We start from the raw sequence: 21,262 nt of genomic DNA, 5'->3' as shown, positions 1-21,262 counted from the left end.
ATCAACCTCCAATCTGGGACATGTTTCTCCTTATGGTCTCTTCCCTCAGGTTATAAATTCCTTTTTCTGGTTTAAGTAAAACAGCTTTTTTGAATAACTCTGAAATTGTCTCATCGCCAGCATTTTCTCTCAAGGGTGTTTTTACATCAATTTCAATATCATGGGTAAGGCAGCTTCTAAGAAAACCATCAGCAGTAAGCCTCAATCTATTACAATTATGGCAGAACCCATGGCTTACAGGGCTTATGATTCCAGCTTCTCCTCCACTTTCAAGATAAAAATATCTTGAGGGATCACCTGAATTTTCATACGGATATGCTCTAAAATCTAAAAAGGAAGATATTCTTTGAATAATCTCTTCTCTCGAGATAAAATATTTCTTCCATTTTTCATTCAAAACAATCGGCATATATTCGATGAACCTTACAATCAGATCATACTCTTTACCAAATTTTATAAAATTCTCCAGTTCATCGTCATTTATTCCTTTAAGAACAACAACATTTATCTTAATTGGCTTGAGCCCTGCAAGTTTTGCTTTTCTTATTCCATTAAGGACTGAACCTAATTTTTTTCCCCTGGTTATAATTTCAAATTTTTTCTCATCAAGGGTGTCAAGACTTATATTTATCCTTTTTAATCCAGCTTTTCTCAAGGAATCAGCGTATTTCTCCAGCAGAGTTCCGTTTGTCGAAAGAGAAAGGTCTTTCAGGTTATCTATAGAAGAAATCTTTTCAATCAATTCTATTATTCCTTCTCTTAAAAGAGGCTCTCCTCCTGTTAATCTTATCTTCTCTATTCCAAGTGAAACTGCAATCTTTGCCATTCTATAAATTTCAGAATTTGTAAGAAAATCTTTTTTTAATGCTTTTACTGAATCCTGTTTTGGCATACAATAAAGGCACTTCAGATTACAGTTCTCTGTAAGAGAAATCCTTAAATATGTAATAGCCCTGTTATATCTGTCAAAAAGATGTCGCGTTGTTTCAACTCTTTCTTCTTTGTGAGACCCATTATACTTAAAAGCTTCTGACTTATTCTTTCTATTAAAAATTGAAACTTTAAAATTATTTAACTTCTCCCAATACACTTTGTAATTCAAAGCTTCTCTAAGAGCTAATCCTGAAAACAACGCCAGAGTAAAATTTTTATAAAAAAGTGTAATAAGACCCATTATCATCACAATAAAAATATCTTTCCCTTTATTCAAATCTCGGGCTAAAAGCGAATGAAAGATTCCAATAAAAACAAGGGCTATGCCAAAAACATAAAGAGGAATTCCTCTTAAGAAATAAGAACTCATTCTCGCAAAAAAAAGGGCAACAATTATAAAAGTAAAACCGATTATTAAATTTGCCCTTCCTGTTCTTGCACCAAACCTATAATGGGCGGTAAGTCCTCCGCATCCATGGCATAACGGCATTCCTGAAAGCATCCCTGCAAAAAAATTTCCAAAACCAATAGTTTTTGCGAGGCTATTGTGGTTAACTTTTTTAGCTCTATCTCCAAAATAGTCTTTTGCAAGGTCAGAAGTTGCAACTATTGAATTCCCAAGAGTAAGAGGAATTTGAGGTATAATTAAGATAACAAAAGCGGTTAATAAATTATCAAATGCTGGAAAAAAGAATGATAAAGGATTAGGGCCAAGGGAGAAACCACTGAATTTAACATCAGGAAGTAAAACTCCTGTGATAATTTCCTTTTTGAAGACTAACTCAATGCCACTTTTTATAAGTAATATGCCAAGCCCGAACTGAATTCCTCTTACCAAGGGCTTCGAAAAAATTTTTTCTAAATATTTTGAAAAATCAAAAATAAGAAATATTGCCATCAATGCCGCCATTATATAGGCACTCGTTGAAATTATTTCAGGCTTAATTCCATTAACAATGGATATGGCTGCAACAGCTTTCAGGGGCTGAACCGGCATCGGTATTTTATAATACAACCCTGCAATTACATATAAAACACCAGCAGGCAAAAAAACTGAGGTGGGTGAAAGACCACATATAATGATCATTCCCAGAGCTAAAGGGATGAATGTACCTGTATCACCAAATGCTCCTGAAAAATCTCTTAGAAAATCTTTTTTAAAATATCTCATTATTAATATTATAAATATATCTCAATAATCTAAACTATTCATTTTAATTAAAAATGTTTTATCGATTCAATAGATTTAAAAAAAATCATAAAGTTATCCTTATTTCAATCTCTCTAATTTCTTTATCTTCAATCTTTAAAGATTGAAGCATCCCAATTACTACATTCTTCACCATGTCCTGAATGAATGGCTTTAAAAATAATCCCTTCCCGTTTACTTTAATTTTTACCTTTGCCTCTTCCATTCTCCTCCTCCAGCAATTTTTAATTCTATAAACATAACTTAAATAAATCAAACATTTCCTTGATTTTTACACTTAAACATGTTAAATAATGAAGCAAATTTTATGGAAAAACAATATGCAAACATTGTGGGTTATTGAAAGTACAGGAGAAAAAAGATTTCCTTATCGTCTGAGTATAAAAAAGGATGATTTGATTCTTCTCTCCCTGAGAGTGCAGGATATATGGCCTGGGACAAAGGGACAGATCTTCTGCATGAGGGAAGAAGGGAGACAATGGTCAACACCTGTTGAAGAGATAGAGAGAGTTCCTGTGTTATCCCTTAAAAGATATGGCAAGAGATTGGCTGTAATCCTGGATAGAGCAAAGAATAAACGTTGCGATTTTTTATTTCTTAAAAAGAAATATAAAACGAAGGAAGGAGAGTATGAACAGATATTCTGGCGAACACAAAAAGCCCTTCAGGAAAGAAGACCTAAAGTAAAGCTCACAGCAAAGGGCAAAGATTCTCTCCATGTCATTATCGATAAAAGTGAGAGATATCCATGGAGATTTCATGGATGTTTAATTGAGAAAGGACAACTACCTGTTGGAGACTATGCATTAAAAGGCGATAATAGTCTTCTTGCAATTGTTGAAAGAAAAACCTTTGAAAACCTTACTGCATACTTTGGCAAACTGGGCGCCTTTCATCAGATCCTCGGTGAGCTTGAGACATATAAACACAGTGCCCTTGTCATTGAGGCATCCTATTCTGATTTTTTAAACCCTAAGAAGATGAAATTTTACTCACCCACTTTTGCAGCCAGAGCAATTGCTGAGATTCATGCATTCCATCCAAAGCTAAACATTGTGTATACTGGAAACAGAAAACTTGCCAATGAGTGGACATTGAGATTTTTCTCTGCTATAGCCTTTCATTCTGAGGACATTCCCCATGCAAAGGTGTCTGAGGCACTAACAGAATATGGAGTAGAGCCTTATTCCACAGGAGGAAGCTATTATGAAGTAAGAAAGATTATAGACGAGATGCCAGAAAAATTTACTTTCAGGATGCTAAAAGATTTTTGCCAGAATATACCTGAGTTTACAATCAGAAAGGCACTCTCAGACCTGAAAAAAGAGGGGAAAATTTCCTGTGAAAATAGAGGAAAGAAGAGTTACTGGAAAAAGAACAATGAAACGGTCGCTTAAAATTCTGATTATAAATGGCTGAATATTCTGATTTATTAATGGCTCAGATATTCAGGAAATTATTTGAGTTGTATATAAAATCAGAATATGATATAGAATTTCTCACGGAAGAAGAGGCAAGGCTTGCTTTAGAATATGCAAAGGAGATTTTGAAGGTATATAATTGAGAAGGGGCAGACATAAAGGAATTACACGGCTGGAATGACGAAAAGGTGTATTTCTGGGACGAAGAAAGAAAGGTGCGTATCAGATGAGGAGGAATTATATAACCAGCTTGTGGAATATGCAGAAAATATTTTAAGGAAAAGATAAGTGAAGAAAAGGATACAAGACGGAGTAAAAAATGAGGATTGAGAAAAGAGAGATATGGAGAATGTGTAAGAGGCCGGTTGAAATGGATGGAGCGGAGATTTTTCGGCAATATGTATAGAAAGAGGCTGGAGTTTTATTGGCATAAGGAGATGAATGAATATTAATCTAAAAATAGGCCCTCGGTACGTCAGGCAGAATAAGGATGGATTTAGGCCGTTTCAAAGACAGACTTTAGAGGCAATCAAAAATTCAGATGCGATATTAATCTTTGTGGAAGCACCAGTAGGTTCAGGGAAAAGTTATATCATAAGAAACCTAATACAAGATAGATATTTCCAGGATACGGGAAAACGAATTATTCTTACATATCCAACGAGGATTTTAATGGATGCCCAAGTTGGCGCAATGCGAAAAGAATTAAAGGATACCGCTATATGGCCAGATGATGATTTTATACCCAATGGAATTAATATTTTTAATTATTCCTCTAATTCGTTGTTTAGATATCTAGTTAATAAAGGTATTGATATAGAGCTTAACAAAAGCGAGTTAATAAAACAGGCAGTAATTCAAAGTAGGCTTTTTTCTAAAAGGTCAGTTATTATAACGTCTCCAGATGTTTTGCATCTCCTCATAAATCGCGAGACTTATAAAAGTTCTAAAAGATTACAGAACTATTTACAAGGTGCAATAGTATTTTTTGATGAATTTCATCTGTATGTTAATCTTTCCAACTTTTTGGAATTGATAAAAAATCTTCTGGATGGAATAGCATCTAAGGTAGTATTGCTATCTGCTACGCCATATATGAGCAAAGAACTTTCTACTCTAAACAATATTTATCCGTCACTTAATATTTCCTTTACAGACTCGGTGGGAAACAAAAGAGATGCAGAATTCAATTTTCCTCTTGATATAGAAATCCGTGCTTTTAAATTTACAAAATTAGATTTAGTCTATGAGAACCTGAAAGAATTAATCCCATCTATTCCTAAGCCTGCTGCAATTATATTTGACTCTGTATTCAGACTTCAACATATCAAGAAAAAATTAATTAATACGTTCAAGCAATACAAGTTTTATGAGTGGAGTGGATTGGAAAAGGCCAAGTCATTTTCTCTAGATGATAAATCTGTTGTCATTGGAACTTCAGCTATTGAAGTAGGTATTGATATGGACTTTAAGTCTTTAATAACAGAAGCATCTTATTGGACGTCAGCCATTCAGAGAATAGGTCGGGTCGGCAGAAAATCCAATGGAACAGTTGTGATTCTGACTAAAAATGATTTTGGATGGGCAGTTAAAGATCAAACCTGTTTTGAAAGAGATGTATTTGAGAAAAGTATTTTACAGGAGGTTCTTAGAGACCCTTCTGGCAAATTGGTTTCAGGCGAAATGTTTAGGGGAGATAGTTACAACTTCCTGCTTTATGACATTGACACTAAGAATATCACTCCTTATAATGAGGCTATCTTTTCGATGTTTGAGCCGGAAGAAATTGTAGATGATTGGATGACTTTAGATAGGCATAAAAAACAGGAAATATTAAAGAGATACGGCATAGCAGATACAAAAATAAAAGAAATTATTATTCATGACAAGATTTTCCCCTTTTGGGGTGTTGGAAGTGGAAGATTAAGAGATGAATATTTTAATGTAACTACAAAATATATTAAAGAAGATGGAGAACTTCATATAATAGCAAATGAACATTTCATATTTTATGGTGCATGAGCATGGAAATTAAAGAAGTAAAAGTATTCCTCGAGCCTCAATTTGGTTATCTGGCCAAATCGAACGGTGAGCAGTTGTGGGCTCATCATTTTGCAGTTTGGAATGTTTTCAGAAAGATGGGTCGGTTTATCCCGTCGCTAGACGACAGAGAAAAAGAACTGTTGGAACTCTCATGCTTAATTCACGACATCGGAAAACTGAGAGAAGAAAGCCAGAAATTTTTCAGAGGTGAAGGAGAGAATCCAAGAGACCATAAATCTACCATTGAAGAAGTAAGAAAATATTTAAATAAAGAAGACTTAAAAGGGATATTGCCCTTTGAACTTACCGAATCAGATATCAAATTTATATACGATACCATCAAGCCGCATCATAGCCTATCAGACTCTGACATAAAAGAAATAAGTACTGATTCAGCAGGAATATTTACTGAATTAGTAAGGTATGCCGATTGGCTTGCTTCTATGGAGAGTATTTCACCGGAAACTATTAATAAAGTTAGACAATACTGTGATGAATTGTTTGATCTTACTTATTTTGAGGTCTCAAGATTCCCTTCGCCGACGACATTTCATTTTTTAAGAAACATTTTTAAAGAATATCAATCTTTAGGATGGGAACTTCTCTTAACATTTGACAATGCCGCTTTGTTTATCGGAAAGGGACTTTCTTATCCAGAAAAAGAAAAAATTATAGAAAGTATTTCAAAAGCCTTCTTTGATAAATCACTTGGTATTCAATCGGCTTATCCAAAAGCATTTACTAAAGCCCTTCTTGGTGGACTATCTAAAGTTTTCCCAGCGCAGTTTATGATTGCAGCTAACCATAAGAATGAAATAATTGGAAATCTTGGCGATGTATCAAGAAAGGGTGTGCAATTTTTAAGAATCTTATACGATATCTTTTCTTTAGATTCTTCAGAGTTTTCAAAGATAAAGAAGAACCTTCCGAAATGGAACACTATCGGTGCTTGTCTTGGAACCAGCGGACATCCAAAGGCAAAAAGGCAATGGGAAAAAGCTTTTGGTGAAAATCCGCCAGCATCTATTAATACCAATACTCTGTCACATCTTTTAAACATCTTGACTGTAAAGGATGTGATTCCAGATGAGTTTATTGCAGATAAAAAATATTTAGACGACAAGCTTTCAAATTTGAAGCCAGATAATTTGTTTATACTTTTGCATAAAATTGCAGAAGATTACGAAAAGAAAATGTCAGGTTCACAAGAAATGCTTGATTATTTAAACAGCGTTCTTTCAATGGAAGAAGAAAAAGACTTTAGAAAGATAGCTTCTGAGATATTTGAAAGATATAAAACTTATAAAAAGACAACGGATGCATTAAAGGGTGTTTGTGAACGGTGTCAATGCCCTGTATCTATGGAGGCACAACCTGCATTGAAATATAAAAGAGGGGTCGGCTACGGTTTTTCTCAAATCATATCTAAACCCGCAGGGTCAAGGGCAACGTGCCCTATGTGTGCTTATGATAACATGGTGTTAAGAGAAGGACTCGGAGACAGGAACTTGCGGATTTATACAAGAATCTCTTCGAAAGTGCCGGAGTTAATAAGCCTTTATCCTGAACTTGATGATTTGGTTGCAAAAGTTAAAAGCGGGGTTTCAGCACCTTATCAGATATCTAAACTTGAAGAGAGAAAAGAATTCAGGAATATCCCATTTGTTAAAAGGCTCAAAATCCCAATTCCTCCAGAAAAATATAGGAGCGATACAAAAGAAATCTTATCAAGTGAACAAGGTATATTGTTTGATATTCAGACTCTTTCAGCAAAAGAAACAAAAAATTTTAGCCCTAAAGATATGAGAGTTAGATATGAGCCTCTTTATCATTTCTTGAACCTATTAGGTTTTGAAACTTCTCTCGGCACAGAGGAGCAGGTAGGTCTTTTTGGGGAATCAATTCTAAGTACGGAGGAAGAATACTATAAATCATTGTCAGTTATTTTATTGGCAAGCATTTTGGAGAAGGGACAGAAGAAGTATATTATGGCAAAAGATCTTCTTGAGAAAAGTCCCAGTGTGGCAATTACATACACTTCCGAAACACGAGGAAAAACAAATAGGCTCAAACTTTCGCCCGAACTTATGGAGAGGTTCTATGAGTTTATTTATAAATCTGGCTTGGTTATATATAAAACGATGGGAGGTGAATACAAAATGGATAATCTTTTAAATGATGCCGTCTTTTTTGCTAATGGCATACCAAAATTCTGTTGGACTCAGGATGAGTGGCAAAAATGGTTCAAAAGTATGTCAAAGCATTCTATTGGGAAACCTGTTAGCCAAAGCCTTAATGAAATGCTCCTTGGCAGAAGTTTTGATGAAGCCTTTGCAAAGTTTCTTTCTCATATCAGAGAAAATATTGCAAAGGAAAAATCTGGTGAGGCTAAAACCGATATTAAAGAACTTGAGGAGTTTGTCAGAGAAGCAAAAGGCATTTTTCAAAGGTATTATGATTTAAAAAAAGACAATATAACTCAGTTTATCAGAGTAAAGAATTCCCTTCTTAGTGCAATTTATGTTTTTAAACGATATGAAAACCTTCAGGAGGTGCTAAAATGACTCCTTTATTAAAAGAGCCATCTATTCTTTCACAAGGGGTTTATCTTCAGCTCGTGACCAAAATAAAATTTCTTGATGAAGCCATTATTAGGAGCAATGATCCAGAAGAGGTTTTGACATTTAAGTATCAATCTCTTGGTAACCGTTTTGTTATCCCTTGGCGTAAAATCAAAGCAAAGCTTAGAAGACTTGTTATGGAGAAGCAAAGAAGCCTTAATATTGAACCCGGTTGTCATTTAAAAGACGATTTATGTATGAAATGTTCCAGTTGTTTTATATTTGGTGGAACTGGTGAGACCAGTAGTGCTAATGTACCATATAACATTCTTGCGAGAATACTTGGGGAGTCATTCATATCAACAAGTCAAGTTGGTGAAATCCAGCCATATACGCAGAATGCAGTTGATGAAGAAGACCTTACTACAGGGCAGGCATTAATGAGCATCACTCCTGTTCCTAAAGAAACAGAGTTTATCGGAGTAATAACTTTAAAAGACCCTACACCTGAGATTGCATCTATTATAGTGGATAATTTGAAGAGACTTACGAGAATTGGAGCAAGAAGTGTAGAATGGGGCAGGGTAGAGACAACTATACTTGGATTTAAGCTCTCTGATAGAGAGGCTTTAACGGCATACAATCTAATTGACTCGAAGATTGACGGCTTTGGAAAAATTGATGATTTAAAGTTACCAGTAGTAGAGGAAGCTTATAAGACATTAGATGAACAGGTGAAGAATCTGATAAAGCCTCTGTTGAAGAAAAAACCAGAGGAATCTAAAGAATAGCATGAAAGTTTTTAAATATAAGATAGAGCTAATAGACCCTTTGTTTTATTCTAAGGAGGGTCTTTCAGGAGCTATATCTCCTAAGTATCTTCATGCTACCGCTATTAATTATGCAGTGGCATATTCTTTAGGAATAAATCCAGAAGCTCAGCCCTATATAATTTCCGAAGAAAACAGGGGAAGGAATACGCCTCGATATGAAAACTCTCTTGCTTCAGAAGCCTTTTATTTTACACCTGGCAGACCAATCGGAAATATAAGATATATCTCAGAAATTGCAAAGGGTGAAGATGATAATTTCGTGAAACTTGGTTATGGTGCTTCTACCGGAAAAGCAGAAGTATTAAAGGCATCTCAACTTTTCTCAATTCCTCCTGAAAGTATTTTTGAAGGTTTTTTAATTGTCAGGAAAGAGATGATTTTCCCGTTAATTATCAGGCTTGGCAGTTTTCGTGGTAAGGCACTTCTTAATTTAGAAGAAATAAGAGTTTTAAAAGAAAAAGACAAAGCCTTAGTTGCTCATCTTGTTGACCCACTTGTAAGTAAGACAATAAGAGGAATGATGATCGGGATGTTTCCGTATCCAATTATTGAAAATGCAGTATGTGAAAGGTGCATCGAAATAAAGGTTGACGGGTTTTCAAAATATATTGCCTTACCAGATAGTTTTGATTTTTTAGAAAATAACATTAAGAGAACACCACATATAGCAATTATCTGATGCAAATTAATAATTGCATTTTAACACTGATAACTGACCGTCCAGTCGTAGATTCACCTACTACACTGAGAGGTTTTATCGCGGGAAAGTTCCGCAATAATCCTTTCTTGCATAATCATTCAGAGAAAGGTTTTATTTATACCTATCCGAAAATTCAATACAAAATAATAGATAAGATTCCTATGATTCTAGGGATTGGTGAAGTTTCTGAATTTGTTGAAGAAATATTAATTATCGAATATCTAAATTTGAAAAATAAACAATATACAGTTATAGATAAAAAACTATTGAGAGAAAATAATTCTTTTGGCGTGATAAATGGAATGCTTTCTTACAAATTCCTCACTCCATGGCTTGCGCTTGATGAAGAGAGTTTTAATCGTTATAAAAAAAGGAATAGCGGAGAAAGGAAGAAACAGTTAGAAAGCATTCTCATAGGTAATATTATTTCTATGGCTAAAGGGCTTGAATATGTAATAACTGATAAGATTATTGCTAAGGTAGATGTTTATGAAGTTCACACCTCTCTCAAAGGCACGCCCATGCTCGGGTTTGTTGGCACATTTTCAGTAAACTTTGAAATCCCGGATTATTGGGGACTTGGAAAATCTGTATCAAGAGGGTTTGGGACGGTAATAAAAATAGGAAGTGTAAAATAAGCGATAGGAAATGGGAAATAGAAAATATTATAATATTGAGGCTGTTCAATAAAGGAAGGTTTTTTTGAGGTTGTTTTAAGAAATGAAAACATTAAAGCATAGTAAAGAGCAAAGACAGAGAAGGAAAATTTTTAGCAAGTCTTTTTTCGGAAGTTGCAGTAAGAAAAATCTGGGACAGCTCGCAGATCTTTACTTTTCAATGATTTGCGAGTTATTGAACAGCCTATAATATTCATATGGAGGTGTTATGATACCAAAATACGAGCTTGATAGAGCCATTGAAATTGCCAGAAAATATGGTATTGGGAAAATGTACTTAATTGGGTCTTCACTATATAAAGATCCAAATGATATTAATGATTATGACTTTGCTGTCATAGATGTGCCCACAGGAAATTTCTTTAAATTTTATGGAGAACTATTCAGGTCGTTGTCAAAGAATGTGGATTTAATAGACCTTTCAGGGAAAATGACAAAATTTAAGGAAATCATTCTAAGAGAAGGTAAACTTATTTATGACAAAACAGCTGCTTAAAGAATACTGTGAAGCAGAATTTGAAAATATAGATGCTGTTGTATCTGAACTGTTTTCCTTCCTAAGCACTGGAAAATCTGAATATTCTATTCCGGATTTAGCAGCCATTGCTACTTTTATCCATAACTTTTATAACGGTATTGAAAATATTTTAAAAAGGGTTGTCTCTTTCAAACAATTAGAGATAAAAGACTCCCCCAGTTGGCATAAAGATTTACTAAAGGCAGCTTCTGATGCAGGAATCATCAGCAACGAATTGTACAATACTTTATCAAACTATCTATCCTTCAGGCACTTTTTTGTCCATGCTTATAGTTTTACACTTAGGTGGGAAGAATTGAAACCACTCATAGATGAGCTTGAAGAAACGCTAAAAAGATTTAAATATGTAATATACATTTATATTGATAATCTCGCTTAATACTTCCATGCTCGATTATCTCGCATTTCTCTGTCAACTTTTCAATTTTAGATTATTAGGTCTCGGAAAGTCGGTTTCGAGAGGGTTTGGGACAGTTATAAAGATAAAATAAAGAATGAAGAAAAGGGAAATCTTCAAATCGGCTAAGATGTTGGATGCTCAGTTACTTGCCAACATTAAATTAAGGCTCCCAGAACTTGAAAAGCTTTTAGAAGAAATGAATTCTCACTGGTGCTATGAGGACTCTATCTACCGTTTCTATTATCAATCCTTTAAAGTCTATGATCTTCAAAATAAAACCAAGAAGATTATTGAGGCTTTAAAAGCCATAGCACCCAGAGGACAGAGTTTTTGTCAAGAATTTCAGCAAATCATTGAGTCTGGTGCCAGTGGGAAGAAATTTGAACCGAGCCATAATAAAAACTGGGCGTATCATACCAGAGTTTTTGTTGAGGCTTTTTTCCATGCCAAATTCTTTTTGGAGATGGTCGTCAAATATGGTAAGGAGCTAAAAGAACCTCCAGACATGTTGCCATCTGGCTGGGCAGCATTACTTTGCCTTTACAATATGCGATAGAGAAGGTAATCGAAAAATGCAGCTTGTAATTAATACTTTTGGCTCATATCTGAGAAAAAAGGAGAATTGTTTCCTTGTAAAGAACGAAGATAAGGTTTTCGAGGTCTCTGTAAAAAAGGTCGATAGCATACTCATCACTACAAGTGCTTATATTTCAACAGATGCTATCAAGCTTGCAATGGATAATAACATTGACATCATCTTTCTGGATGAATTTGGTAATCCATACGGAAGAGTATGGCATTCAAAGCTGGGAAGCACAACATTAATCAGGAGAAAACAACTTGAAATGGCTGAAAAAGAAGAAGGACTGGAGATAGCAAAGGAGTGGGTCATTATAAAATTTCAGAATCAAATAGATTTCCTCAATAAACTAAAAATAACAAGACCAGAGAAAGCTGAAAAAATCAACGAATGGATTTTTGGACTTGAGGATATAATTGAAAAACTTAAAAACCTTAAGGGAACTCTTGATGAGAAAAGAGGTTCAATCATGGGTTTTGAAGGAGCTGGAGGAAGAATTTATTTTGATGCATTAAGCTACATCATTCCAGAAAGATTCAAATTTGAAGGAAGGAGTCGACAGCCGGCTCAGGATGAGTTCAACTGTCTTTTAAACTATGGCTATGGGGTTCTCTACTCTATGGTTGAAAAAGCTTGCATAATTGCTGGATTGGATCCTTATGTGGGATTCCTTCATACAGATAATTATAATAAAAAATCTCTTGTATTTGATTTAATCGAGATGTTCAGAGCTCTGGTTGATCAGACTGTTGTTTATCTTTTCAGCCAGAGAAAGATTAAGAAAGAATATTTCAATGAGATACAAAATGGGCTTACCCTGAATAAAGATGGCAAAGCTTTTTTAATTGAAGCTCTGAATAATAACTTCGAGAAAAGCGTCCGTTACAGGGGAAGAAATATTAAGAACCGGGATATAATTCAGTTTGAATGTCACAGGATTGCAAATAATTTAATCGGTGCATGATGCTGGTCTGGGTAGTTTACGACATTGTTGATACGAAAAAAAGAAACAGAATCTCTCAGATATGTAAAAGCTATGGACTGTATCGAGTTCAAAAAAGTGTATTTTTGGGCACTTTAAATAGGAATGAGCTTGATGAAATTTCAATTAAATTTCTTGATATTATAGACGAAAATGTTGATTCAGTTTATGTTTTTCCCATGTGCGATGAAGACTTTAAAAAAGTTAAATTATTGGGACAGGCTTTTGACAGGAGTTTAGTAACTGATGAAATTATCTCAAAATTTTTCTAAACAATTAGAAAAAGTAGAGGGAATGTACTTAACTCCTTCAGAAATTATAGAATATCTTTATTGCCCTCGATTCATATATTTTATGAATTGTTTGAACATTTCCCAGCATGAGGAACAGAGATACAAAGTTTTACTCGGCAGGGAAATCCATGAGGGAAGAAAAAGAGTCAATAGAAATTATCTAAGAAAAAAGATTAATTGTACCGGAAAAGATATCAATGTTTATATGGTTTCTGAAAATTTCCATTTAAAAGGCACTGTAGATGAAGTGTTATATCTTGAGGATGGAACCCTTGCTCCTTTTGACTATAAATTTGCTGAATTTAAAGAAACACTTTATAGAACCCATAAGGTTCAATCTGTTCTATATGGACTTTTAATAAAGGATTTCTATAAAGCTGAAGTGAAGAAAGGCTACATTTGTTATGTTCGGGATAATTATCTTGTGAAGGAAATTCCATTTAAAGAAAAAGATTTTATAGAAGCACAAATGATAATTGATGAGATGTTTTCAATTATCCAATTGGGTTTTTATCCAAAGAAAACTAAGTATTCTATAAGATGTGTGGATTGTTGCTATAGAAATATTTGTGTATAAATGGGGTAAAAAATAATGAAATTTTTTATTGCAAATTTTTAGTGTTGAATTTAGAATTTTATGGATATCTCGTGTAAGATATCTCTGGATATTTGAAAAATTTATTTCGCTGACAATAAATGAAGGAAAATTATTAAAGAAAAAGAGCATTGACATTGTAAAGAATTGAAAATTAAGCAGAAAGCAAAAAAATAAATATGTAAATGCTAAATAAAATGCACAAAAAATTGTGCAAATTTTAAAGGATATTTAATAAAAAATGCTTTTCTCAAAAATAAGGAAATTGAGAAAAAATAAGGGCTTACGGAGAATTTGCCTTAGCGAAGAGATTCCATTAAAACAAGGATTGAAACAATCCATATTGCTGCCCATTCATTGAATACCAAAGTTAGCGAAGAGATTCCATTAAAACAAGGATTGAAACCTTTCCAATAATTGCTTTTCCAATTTGCTCTAATATATTAGCGAAGAGATTCCATTAAAACAAGGATTGAAACCCCCTAACAACAACAGGGGTTTCAGTTGATCATTCTTAGCGAAGAGATTCCATTAAAACAAGGATTGAAACAAAGTCCTGGGCAAAGAACTTTCCGACATCATAAAAATTAGCGAAGAGATTCCATTAAAACAAGGATTGAAACAGCATTTCCTGTATTTTCCACTGATATTGAGCTATTTAGCGAAGAGATTCCATTAAAACAAGGATTGAAACTTCTGGGAGATGAAAATATCTTGCCAAATCTCTGGAGTTAGCGAAGAGATTCCATTAAAACAAGGATTGAAACTTCTGGGATACATCCCATTCGGTCAGGGAACAGGGAGTTAGCGAAGAGATTCCATTAAAACAAGGATTGAAACTGGTGCTATCTATTTGTCTTAGGCCTTTTACAGTTGTTAGCGAAGAGATTCCATTAAAACAAGGATTGAAACACTCTTCAACATTTCTTGTTTGAATAGAGAACCTTCGTTAGCGAAGAGATTCCATTAAAACAAGGATTGAAACTACCTTTCTTTCATCACTTCATATCTTCTCCACCAGGTTAGCGAAGAGATTCCATTAAAACAAGGATTGAAACCTTTCATTCTCTTTCCTCAGTTCGAAATTCAGGAAGGTTAGCGAAGAGATTCCATTAAAACAAGGATTGAAACTTGTTTATGAAATAAAAAAGAAGGCGGATTTTAGATGGTTAGCGAAGAGATTCCATTAAAACAAGGATTGAAACTAAAGCAAATTAGATGGCTTTTCCTTGAGAACTCTGGTTAGCGAAGAGATTCCATTAAAACAAGGATTGAAACTTTAAGAGATTATGGAAAATCTCGCTCTCCTTAAAAGTTAGCGAAGAGATTCCATTAAAACAAGGATTGAAACAAAAAAACTTGACAAATATATTTTTATGTATTATAGTTAGCGAAGAGATTCCATTAAAACAAGGATTGAAACTCGTTCTGGTTATTCGCCTCATATTGGGTTTTCGAGGTTAGCGAAGAGATTCCATTAAAACAAGGATTGAAACCTTTTCCTTCTACCACATCTGTCCAGAGACTCATTTGTTAGCGAAGAGATTCCATTAAAACAAGGATTGAAACTTAGGAGGACGAGATGGCATTATTTCAATTAGACCAGGTTAGCGAAGAGATTCCATTAAAACAAGGATTGAAACTTGGCTTACAATGGATTCTTACATGGAGCTTTGAAAGGTTAGCGAAGAGATTCCATTAAAACAAGGATTGAAACCTCCCAGAGAGATTGCACAGAAAAGGGCACAACTGTTAGCGAAGAGATTCCATTAAAACAAGGATTGAAACTCAAGTCAATACAGTCAATTTAATATTGCTGTTGTGGTTAGCGAAGAGATTCCATTAAAACAAGGATTGAAACAAGATCAGAAATAGAGCATTAATGGAGCTCCGGCAAGTTAGCGAAGAGATTCCATTAAAACAAGGATTGAAACCATCAAATTTTGCGAATATATCTATAACTTCAATGGGTTAGCGAAGAGATTCCATTAAAACAAGGATTGAAACAAAAAAACTTGACAAATATATTTTTATGTATTATAGTTAGCGAAGAGATTCCATTAAAACAAGGATTGAAACTTGGCAGACAGTAGAGGATAATCAAGTTTGTAAAGAGTTAGCGAAGAGATTCCATTAAAACAAGGATTGAAACAATCTTTCACTACATTCAAATCTCTGGTAGCTTGCAGGTTAGCGAAGAGATTCCATTAAAACAAGGATTGAAACATTTTATATATAGTTCGAGGTTGAGGTTTCTTTGTTGTTAGCGAAGAGATTCCATTAAAACAAGGATTGAAACTAGTGATACAAAACCTAATGATTCAACAATAATCGAGTTAGCGAAGAGATTCCATTAAAACAAGGATTGAAACTGAGCCATTAACAAAAGCAAAAGCAATCAGAAAACCAAGTTAGCGAAGAGATTCCATTAAAACAAGGATTGAAACTCCACTCAAGGAAGGCTTGCTTTTCAATTATTTTTGGTTAGCGAAGAGATTCCATTAAAACAAGGATTGAAACCTCTATAGTAATAAGTGGTAGATGGTAATAAGCCTGGTTAGCGAAGAGATTCCATTAAAACAAGGATTGAAACTTTACATAATTTGCATTTAATACTTCTTCCTTGGAGTTAGCGAAGAGATTCCATTAAAACAAGGATTGAAACTTGTAATTTCTTCAGCTTTCATCTTTTTTCTCAGGGTTAGCGAAGAGATTCCATTAAAACAAGGATTGAAACTGCAACCTCCGTTTCGCTTAGTATTTCTTCTTGTTCAGTTAGCGAAGAGATTCCATTAAAACAAGGATTGAAACACCAAAGAGGATTTAACTAAGTTTTGTAAGCTCTGGGTTAGCGAAGAGATTCCATTAAAACAAGGATTGAAACATATCATAGTGCTTCGAGACCAAATTTCCTTCCGCAGTTAGCGAAGAGATTCCATTAAAACAAGGATTGAAACAAAACAGTCAAACCGTATCCTTTTTCTGCTAACCACGTTAGCGAAGAGATTCCATTAAAACAAGGATTGAAACATCTGGGAGCTCAATGGGACAGAATAATGATTCAGAGGTTAGCGAAGAGATTCCATTAAAACAAGGATTGAAACATGGAAGAAAAGTATTTTATGTTTGCAGATGTAGTTGGTTAGCGAAGAGATTCCATTAAAACAAGGATTGAAACCGCAAAAAATAATAAAGCTATTTCTCAAATATTATTCTGGTTAGCGAAGAGATTCCATTAAAACAAGGATTGAAACATCATTTTCTTCATTCCTCCTCCACATGATGCAAAGGTTAGCGAAGAGATTCCATTAAAACAAGGATTGAAACCATTGAGCCAATAATCTACTGTTTCATAGATATAAGTTAGCGAAGAGATTCCATTAAAACAAGGATTGAAACAAAAAATATTTAGAACGGTGGCTCATCGTCTTCCTCCTGTTAGCGAAGAGATTCCATTAAAACAAGGATTGAAACATATTATAATGCTTCGAGACCAAATTTCCTTCCGCAGTTAGCGAAGAGATTCCATTAAAACAAGGATTGAAACCAAAACTTATTGTATCATTTAATATTGTTAAAGTTGGGTTAGCGAAGAGATTCCATTAAAACAAGGATTGAAACTCCTCCTTCTTGGGGAAGAGTCTCGCATGGATGATGGTTAGCGAAGAGATTCCATTAAAACAAGGATTGAAACATAATATTTGAGTTAAATGACTACTAAAAAAGAAAGTTAGCGAAGAGATTCCATTAAAACAAGGATTGAAACTAAGCTTCCTCTAAGATTTCTCTCATATCTTTATCTGTTAGCGAAGAGATTCCATTAAAACAAGGATTGAAACATATTATAGTGCTTCGAGACTAAATTCCCTTCCAGTTAGCGAAGAGATTCCATTAAAACAAGGATTGAAACAAGAAAAGCTTGACAAACCACATAACATGTGTTATAGTTAGCGAAGAGATTCCATTAAAACAAGGATTGAAACTGAAACTTATCTAAAGAATAATCCTAAATATAGAAAGTTAGCGAAGAGATTCCATTAAAACAAGGATTGAAACAGCTCGTTGAAAACGAAAGCAATGAAAGGCGATGTAGTTAGCGAAGAGATTCCATTAAAACAAGGATTGAAACTCAGCAATATCTCGCAATGAAATCAGCAGGCATGTGTTAGCGAAGAGATTCCATTAAAACAAGGATTGAAACATATCATAGTGCTTCGAGACTAAATTCCCTTCCACAGTTAGCGAAGAGATTCCATTAAAACAAGGATTGAAACTGATTCAGATAGAGAATTTAGAAAATTAGTCGCATCGTTAGCGAAGAGATTCCATTAAAACAAGGATTGAAACTCATCAAATCCCATTTAAGAAAAGACCTGAGAATCGTTAGCGAAGAGATTCCATTAAAACAAGGATTGAAACCTAACGAAGAGATACCAGAGGTCAATATAGTGGGAGGTTAGCGAAGAGATTCCATTAAAACAAGGATTGAAACTTAGAGATGTTGAGGTTGCCTCTGATGTGGCTCAAAGGTTAGCGAAGAGATTCCATTAAAACAAGGATTGAAACCTTTCCATCGATAGAGTGTCATTGAGCTTATATGCAAGTTAGCGAAGAGATTCCATTAAAACAAGGATTGAAACCCTGTAGAAAAAAGCCTTAATAATCCACTGGGTAAGGTTAGCGAAGAGATTCCATTAAAACAAGGATTGAAACCTGATAAGGATTGAGGATATGAAAAACAAAAAATAGTTAGCGAAGAGATTCCATTAAAACAAGGATTGAAACAAAACTAACTGTGATTGTAAAGATGGGGAAACATCATGTTAGCGAAGAGATTCCATTAAAACAAGGATTGAAACTTATTTCCTATATATTCCCATATACTTCCATCTGAGGTTAGCGAAGAGATTCCATTAAAACAAGGATTGAAACCTTTATTCCATAGTTCTTGTAGCATTTCCCATCTGAGTTAGCGAAGAGATTCCATTAAAACAAGGATTGAAACAGCTTCTCATTGTTGATTAATGCGTCTTTAATCTTAGTTAGCGAAGAGATTCCATTAAAACAAGGATTGAAACTCCCATTTAAGAGTTTTTCCTACGAAATAATCTCCAGTTAGCGAAGAGATTCCATTAAAACAAGGATTGAAACACAGAAGATGAAAAATTGGACTCTTATCTTTCTCGGTGTTAGCGAAGAGATTCCATTAAAACAAGGATTGAAACTACAATCATTAGTTCAGGGAAAAACACTCAGGATCTGTTAGCGAAGAGATTCCATTAAAACAAGGATTGAAACTGCGCCAAATGGAAAATAGCGTGTGGGGGAGCTGGTGTTAGCGAAGAGATTCCATTAAAACAAGGATTGAAACTCAGAAATAGAGCATTAATGGAGCTCCGGCAAGAAGTTAGCGAAGAGATTCCATTAAAACAAGGATTGAAACCAGAGAAGATAATAGAAATATCGAGCTCATGGGAGGTTAGCGAAGAGATTCCATTAAAACAAGGATTGAAACTGGTAGTATATGTTTACATATTCTAATACGTGTTGGTTAGCGAAGAGATTCCATTAAAACAAGGATTGAAACCATATTTCAATAAGTATTGACGCTATTATCCAGGCAGTTAGCGAAGAGATTCCATTAAAACAAGGATTGAAACATTGAAAAATTAGCTTTTGAAGCTAAAGCAGATATTAGTTAGCGAAGAGATTCCATTAAAACAAGGATTGAAACCTAATATTAATTTATCTATTCCCTCAGGATAATTGTTAGCGAAGAGATTCCATTAAAACAAGGATTGAAACAATACTTAACTTCTTCTTGCCAAGTCTCTCTTCCTGTTAGCGAAGAGATTCCATTAAAACAAGGATTGAAACCTTCTTTCATGGTTTGAGGTCTGTCATAAAAAGGAAGTTAGCGAAGAGATTCCATTAAAACAAGGATTGAAACTTTCCATTTTTTTTACTCCTTTAAAGCCTTTTTTAGTTAGCGAAGAGATTCCATTAAAACAAGGATTGAAACCATTATCCCAGAAAAGTCCAGAATCAGAACCCAACGGTTAGCGAAGAGATTCCATTAAAACAAGGATTGAAACTGGATTTAGGATTCATCCTCTTCTCTATGTTCTGGTGTTAGCGAAGAGATTCCATTAAAACAAGGATTGAAACTAGGAAAAGAATGTTTTAAATTCATGTAGTCATCCAGTTAGCGAAGAGATTCCATTAAAACAAGGATTGAAACTGATTGCAATGAGATTTCTATATAAGGCTGTTCCAAAGTTAGCGAAGAGATTCCATTAAAACAAGGATTGAAACATTTCAGATTCTTGTCTATATTGAGTCTCCTTCAAATAGTTAGCGAAGAGATTCCATTAAAACAAGGATTGAAACTAAATATTATTCTCAGATGAAAACAGTTGAGCCTAGTTAGCGAAGAGATTCCATTAAAACAAGGATTGAAACATCAATATCCCACTGAGATTGGACTTGAATTTCTTTGTTAGCGAAGAGATTCCATTAAAACAAGGATTGAAACAGGGAACGACTATCATTGAACGCCCCTCTAAATGAGGTTAGCGAAGAGATTCCATTAAAACAAGGATTGAAACTAGAATTTATAACCCAGATGTTTCAGAGGAAGAGGGTTAGCGAAGAGATTCCATTAAAACAAGGATTGAAACAAAAAATTAAAATATCAAAAATTTTTTCTTATTGAAGTTAGCGAAGAGATTCCATTAAAACAAGGATTGAAACATCCAAAATATAAAAGACCTAAAATCAAATTGGAAAGTTAGCGAAGAGATTCCATTAAAACAAGGATTGAAACATGTTTAAAATTAAAGAAATATTGTTATCAACTATGTTAGCGAAGAGATTCCATTAAAACAAGGATTGAAACTAAAATCTTTAGAAAAAGATCCTAATTTCATTTTGAGTTAGCGAAGAGATTCCATTAAAACAAGGATTGAAACAATTCTTTGAATCTTTTTCCCTGGTAAGTGAAAATAGTTAGCGAAGAGATTCCATTAAAACAAGGATTGAAACTCTCCTTCATCAATTCTGAGGATTTCTGGCTATTCTCGTTAGCGAAGAGATTCCATTAAAACAAGGATTGAAACATTTATATTTATTTTCGAACATTACCTAATGATTAGTTAGCGAAGAGATTCCATTAAAACAAGGATTGAAACTTAATTTTTCTTGACTTTTTTTAATCAAAAAAATAGTTAGCGAAGAGATTCCATTAAAACAAGGATTGAAACTGATTGAGCCAATGAGGGCTGTGTCAATGCGAAACAGTTAGCGAAGAGATTCCATTAAAACAAGGATTGAAACATACAAAGATGAATCTCATCAATAGAAGAACAAATGTAGATTGTCAAGGAAAATTGACCCAGCTTTTGCATTGAATTTTGACCCACCTTATAAACTTTCTCTAACATCTTTTGTTTCCCTTTTTAATGATTTTTTCAACTTATCTTTCACTCTGTAACTTC

The 21,262-nt window shown here is 34.2% G+C and carries 15 protein-coding genes and 1 CRISPR repeat array; of the genes, 13 read left to right on the top strand and 2 right to left on the bottom strand.

Annotated features, from left to right (window positions below):
* Nucleotide 1: 1 nt before the first annotated feature.
* Together moaA and AB1410_02025 are read right to left on the bottom strand one after the other, a co-directional pair.
* Nucleotides 2-2,104 carry a GTP 3',8-cyclase MoaA gene (gene moaA / locus AB1410_02030; protein ID MEW6455480.1) on the bottom strand — a complete coding sequence of 701 codons (2,103 nt, stop codon included), beginning with the start codon at nucleotides 2,102-2,104 and terminating at the stop codon, nucleotides 2-4.
* 85 nt (nucleotides 2,105-2,189) lie between these two features.
* The gene (locus AB1410_02025) at nucleotides 2,190-2,348 is read right to left on the bottom strand and encodes a hypothetical protein (GenBank protein MEW6455479.1); all 159 of its coding nucleotides are present in this window, start codon (nucleotides 2,346-2,348) and stop codon (nucleotides 2,190-2,192) included.
* A 115-nt stretch (nucleotides 2,349-2,463) separates the two neighbouring features.
* Here AB1410_02025 and AB1410_02020 point away from each other — a divergent pair, with 115 nt between their 5' ends.
* From AB1410_02020 to cas4, 13 genes are all read left to right on the top strand, one after another.
* Nucleotides 2,464-3,540, top strand: a complete 1,077-nt coding sequence (locus AB1410_02020) for an ERCC4 domain-containing protein (protein MEW6455478.1) — start codon at nucleotides 2,464-2,466, stop codon at nucleotides 3,538-3,540.
* Between the two features lie 14 nt (nucleotides 3,541-3,554).
* Nucleotides 3,555-3,707, top strand: a complete 153-nt coding sequence (locus tag AB1410_02015) for a HEPN domain-containing protein (protein MEW6455477.1) — start codon at nucleotides 3,555-3,557, stop codon at nucleotides 3,705-3,707.
* 298 nt (nucleotides 3,708-4,005) lie between these two features.
* Nucleotides 4,006-5,586: a type I-D CRISPR-associated helicase Cas3' gene (cas3, locus tag AB1410_02010; protein MEW6455476.1), complete on the top strand. Its 1,581-nt coding sequence runs from the start codon at nucleotides 4,006-4,008 to the stop codon at nucleotides 5,584-5,586.
* A gap of 2 nt (nucleotides 5,587-5,588) precedes the next feature.
* Nucleotides 5,589-8,171, top strand: a complete 2,583-nt coding sequence (locus tag AB1410_02005; GenBank protein MEW6455475.1) for an HD domain-containing protein — start codon at nucleotides 5,589-5,591, stop codon at nucleotides 8,169-8,171.
* Nucleotides 8,168-8,959, top strand: coding sequence for a type I-D CRISPR-associated protein Cas7/Csc2 (gene cas7d, locus AB1410_02000; protein ID MEW6455474.1), 792 nt, complete (start codon nucleotides 8,168-8,170; stop codon nucleotides 8,957-8,959). Before AB1410_02005 ends, cas7d begins: the two co-directional genes overlap by 4 nt.
* Before the next feature lies 1 nt (nucleotide 8,960).
* Nucleotides 8,961-9,680, top strand: a complete 720-nt coding sequence (gene cas5d, locus AB1410_01995; protein ID MEW6455473.1) for a type I-D CRISPR-associated protein Cas5/Csc1 — start codon at nucleotides 8,961-8,963, stop codon at nucleotides 9,678-9,680.
* On the top strand, nucleotides 9,680-10,339 hold the full coding sequence (locus AB1410_01990; GenBank protein ID MEW6455472.1) for a CRISPR-associated endonuclease Cas6: 660 nt from the start codon (nucleotides 9,680-9,682) through the stop codon (nucleotides 10,337-10,339). Before cas5d ends, AB1410_01990 begins: the two co-directional genes overlap by 1 nt.
* Nucleotides 10,340-10,586: 247 nt before the next feature.
* Entirely contained in the window at nucleotides 10,587-10,874 is a 288-nt protein-coding gene (locus AB1410_01985; GenBank protein ID MEW6455471.1) for a hypothetical protein, read from the top strand.
* On the top strand, nucleotides 10,855-11,295 hold the full coding sequence (locus AB1410_01980) for a hypothetical protein (protein ID MEW6455470.1): 441 nt from the start codon (nucleotides 10,855-10,857) through the stop codon (nucleotides 11,293-11,295). The genes AB1410_01985 and AB1410_01980 overlap by 20 nt, the downstream gene beginning before the upstream one ends.
* Nucleotides 11,296-11,410: 115 nt before the next feature.
* Nucleotides 11,411-11,872, top strand: coding sequence for a hypothetical protein (locus AB1410_01975; GenBank protein ID MEW6455469.1), 462 nt, complete (start codon nucleotides 11,411-11,413; stop codon nucleotides 11,870-11,872).
* Nucleotides 11,873-11,888: 16 nt separating this feature from the next.
* Nucleotides 11,889-12,860: a CRISPR-associated endonuclease Cas1 gene (gene cas1 / locus AB1410_01970; GenBank protein MEW6455468.1), complete on the top strand. Its 972-nt coding sequence runs from the start codon at nucleotides 11,889-11,891 to the stop codon at nucleotides 12,858-12,860.
* On the top strand, nucleotides 12,860-13,150 hold the full coding sequence (cas2, locus tag AB1410_01965; GenBank protein MEW6455467.1) for a CRISPR-associated endonuclease Cas2: 291 nt from the start codon (nucleotides 12,860-12,862) through the stop codon (nucleotides 13,148-13,150). The genes cas1 and cas2 overlap by 1 nt, the downstream gene beginning before the upstream one ends.
* Nucleotides 13,125-13,748 carry a CRISPR-associated protein Cas4 gene (gene cas4, locus AB1410_01960; GenBank protein ID MEW6455466.1) on the top strand — a complete coding sequence of 208 codons (624 nt, stop codon included), beginning with the start codon at nucleotides 13,125-13,127 and terminating at the stop codon, nucleotides 13,746-13,748. The genes cas2 and cas4 overlap by 26 nt, the downstream gene beginning before the upstream one ends.
* A 316-nt stretch (nucleotides 13,749-14,064) precedes the next feature.
* Nucleotides 14,065-21,101: a CRISPR direct-repeat array (repeat unit 37 nt; unit sequence GTTAGCGAAGAGATTCCATTAAAACAAGGATTGAAAC).
* Nucleotides 21,102-21,262: the final 161 nt, after the last annotated feature.

Source organism: Acidobacteriota bacterium (assembly GCA_040756905.1).
Taxonomy (GTDB): Bacteria; Acidobacteriota; Aminicenantia; order JBFLYD01; family JBFLYD01; genus JBFLYD01.
Note: the sequence above shows the minus strand (reverse complement) of the source record. Positions and strands in the feature narration are given on the sequence as shown.

Bases quoted from the DNA above. Each gene is read 5' to 3' on its own strand.
- moaA (MEW6455480.1), bottom strand. From the start codon at position 2,104: ATGAGATATTTTAAAAAAGATTTTCTAAGAGATTTTTCAGGAGCATTT.
- AB1410_02025 (MEW6455479.1), bottom strand. From the start codon at position 2,348: ATGGAAGAGGCAAAGGTAAAAATTAAAGTAAACGGGAAGGGATTATTT.
- AB1410_02020 (MEW6455478.1), top strand. From the start codon at position 2,464: ATGCAAACATTGTGGGTTATTGAAAGTACAGGAGAAAAAAGATTTCCT.
- AB1410_02015 (MEW6455477.1), top strand. From the start codon at position 3,555: ATGGCTGAATATTCTGATTTATTAATGGCTCAGATATTCAGGAAATTA.
- cas3 (MEW6455476.1), top strand. From the start codon at position 4,006: ATGAATATTAATCTAAAAATAGGCCCTCGGTACGTCAGGCAGAATAAG.
- AB1410_02005 (MEW6455475.1), top strand. From the start codon at position 5,589: ATGGAAATTAAAGAAGTAAAAGTATTCCTCGAGCCTCAATTTGGTTAT.
- cas7d (MEW6455474.1), top strand. From the start codon at position 8,168: ATGACTCCTTTATTAAAAGAGCCATCTATTCTTTCACAAGGGGTTTAT.
- cas5d (MEW6455473.1), top strand. From the start codon at position 8,961: ATGAAAGTTTTTAAATATAAGATAGAGCTAATAGACCCTTTGTTTTAT.
- AB1410_01990 (MEW6455472.1), top strand. From the start codon at position 9,680: ATGCAAATTAATAATTGCATTTTAACACTGATAACTGACCGTCCAGTC.
- AB1410_01985 (MEW6455471.1), top strand. From the start codon at position 10,587: ATGATACCAAAATACGAGCTTGATAGAGCCATTGAAATTGCCAGAAAA.
- AB1410_01980 (MEW6455470.1), top strand. From the start codon at position 10,855: ATGACAAAACAGCTGCTTAAAGAATACTGTGAAGCAGAATTTGAAAAT.
- AB1410_01975 (MEW6455469.1), top strand. From the start codon at position 11,411: ATGAAGAAAAGGGAAATCTTCAAATCGGCTAAGATGTTGGATGCTCAG.
- cas1 (MEW6455468.1), top strand. From the start codon at position 11,889: ATGCAGCTTGTAATTAATACTTTTGGCTCATATCTGAGAAAAAAGGAG.
- cas2 (MEW6455467.1), top strand. From the start codon at position 12,860: ATGCTGGTCTGGGTAGTTTACGACATTGTTGATACGAAAAAAAGAAAC.
- cas4 (MEW6455466.1), top strand. From the start codon at position 13,125: ATGAAATTATCTCAAAATTTTTCTAAACAATTAGAAAAAGTAGAGGGA.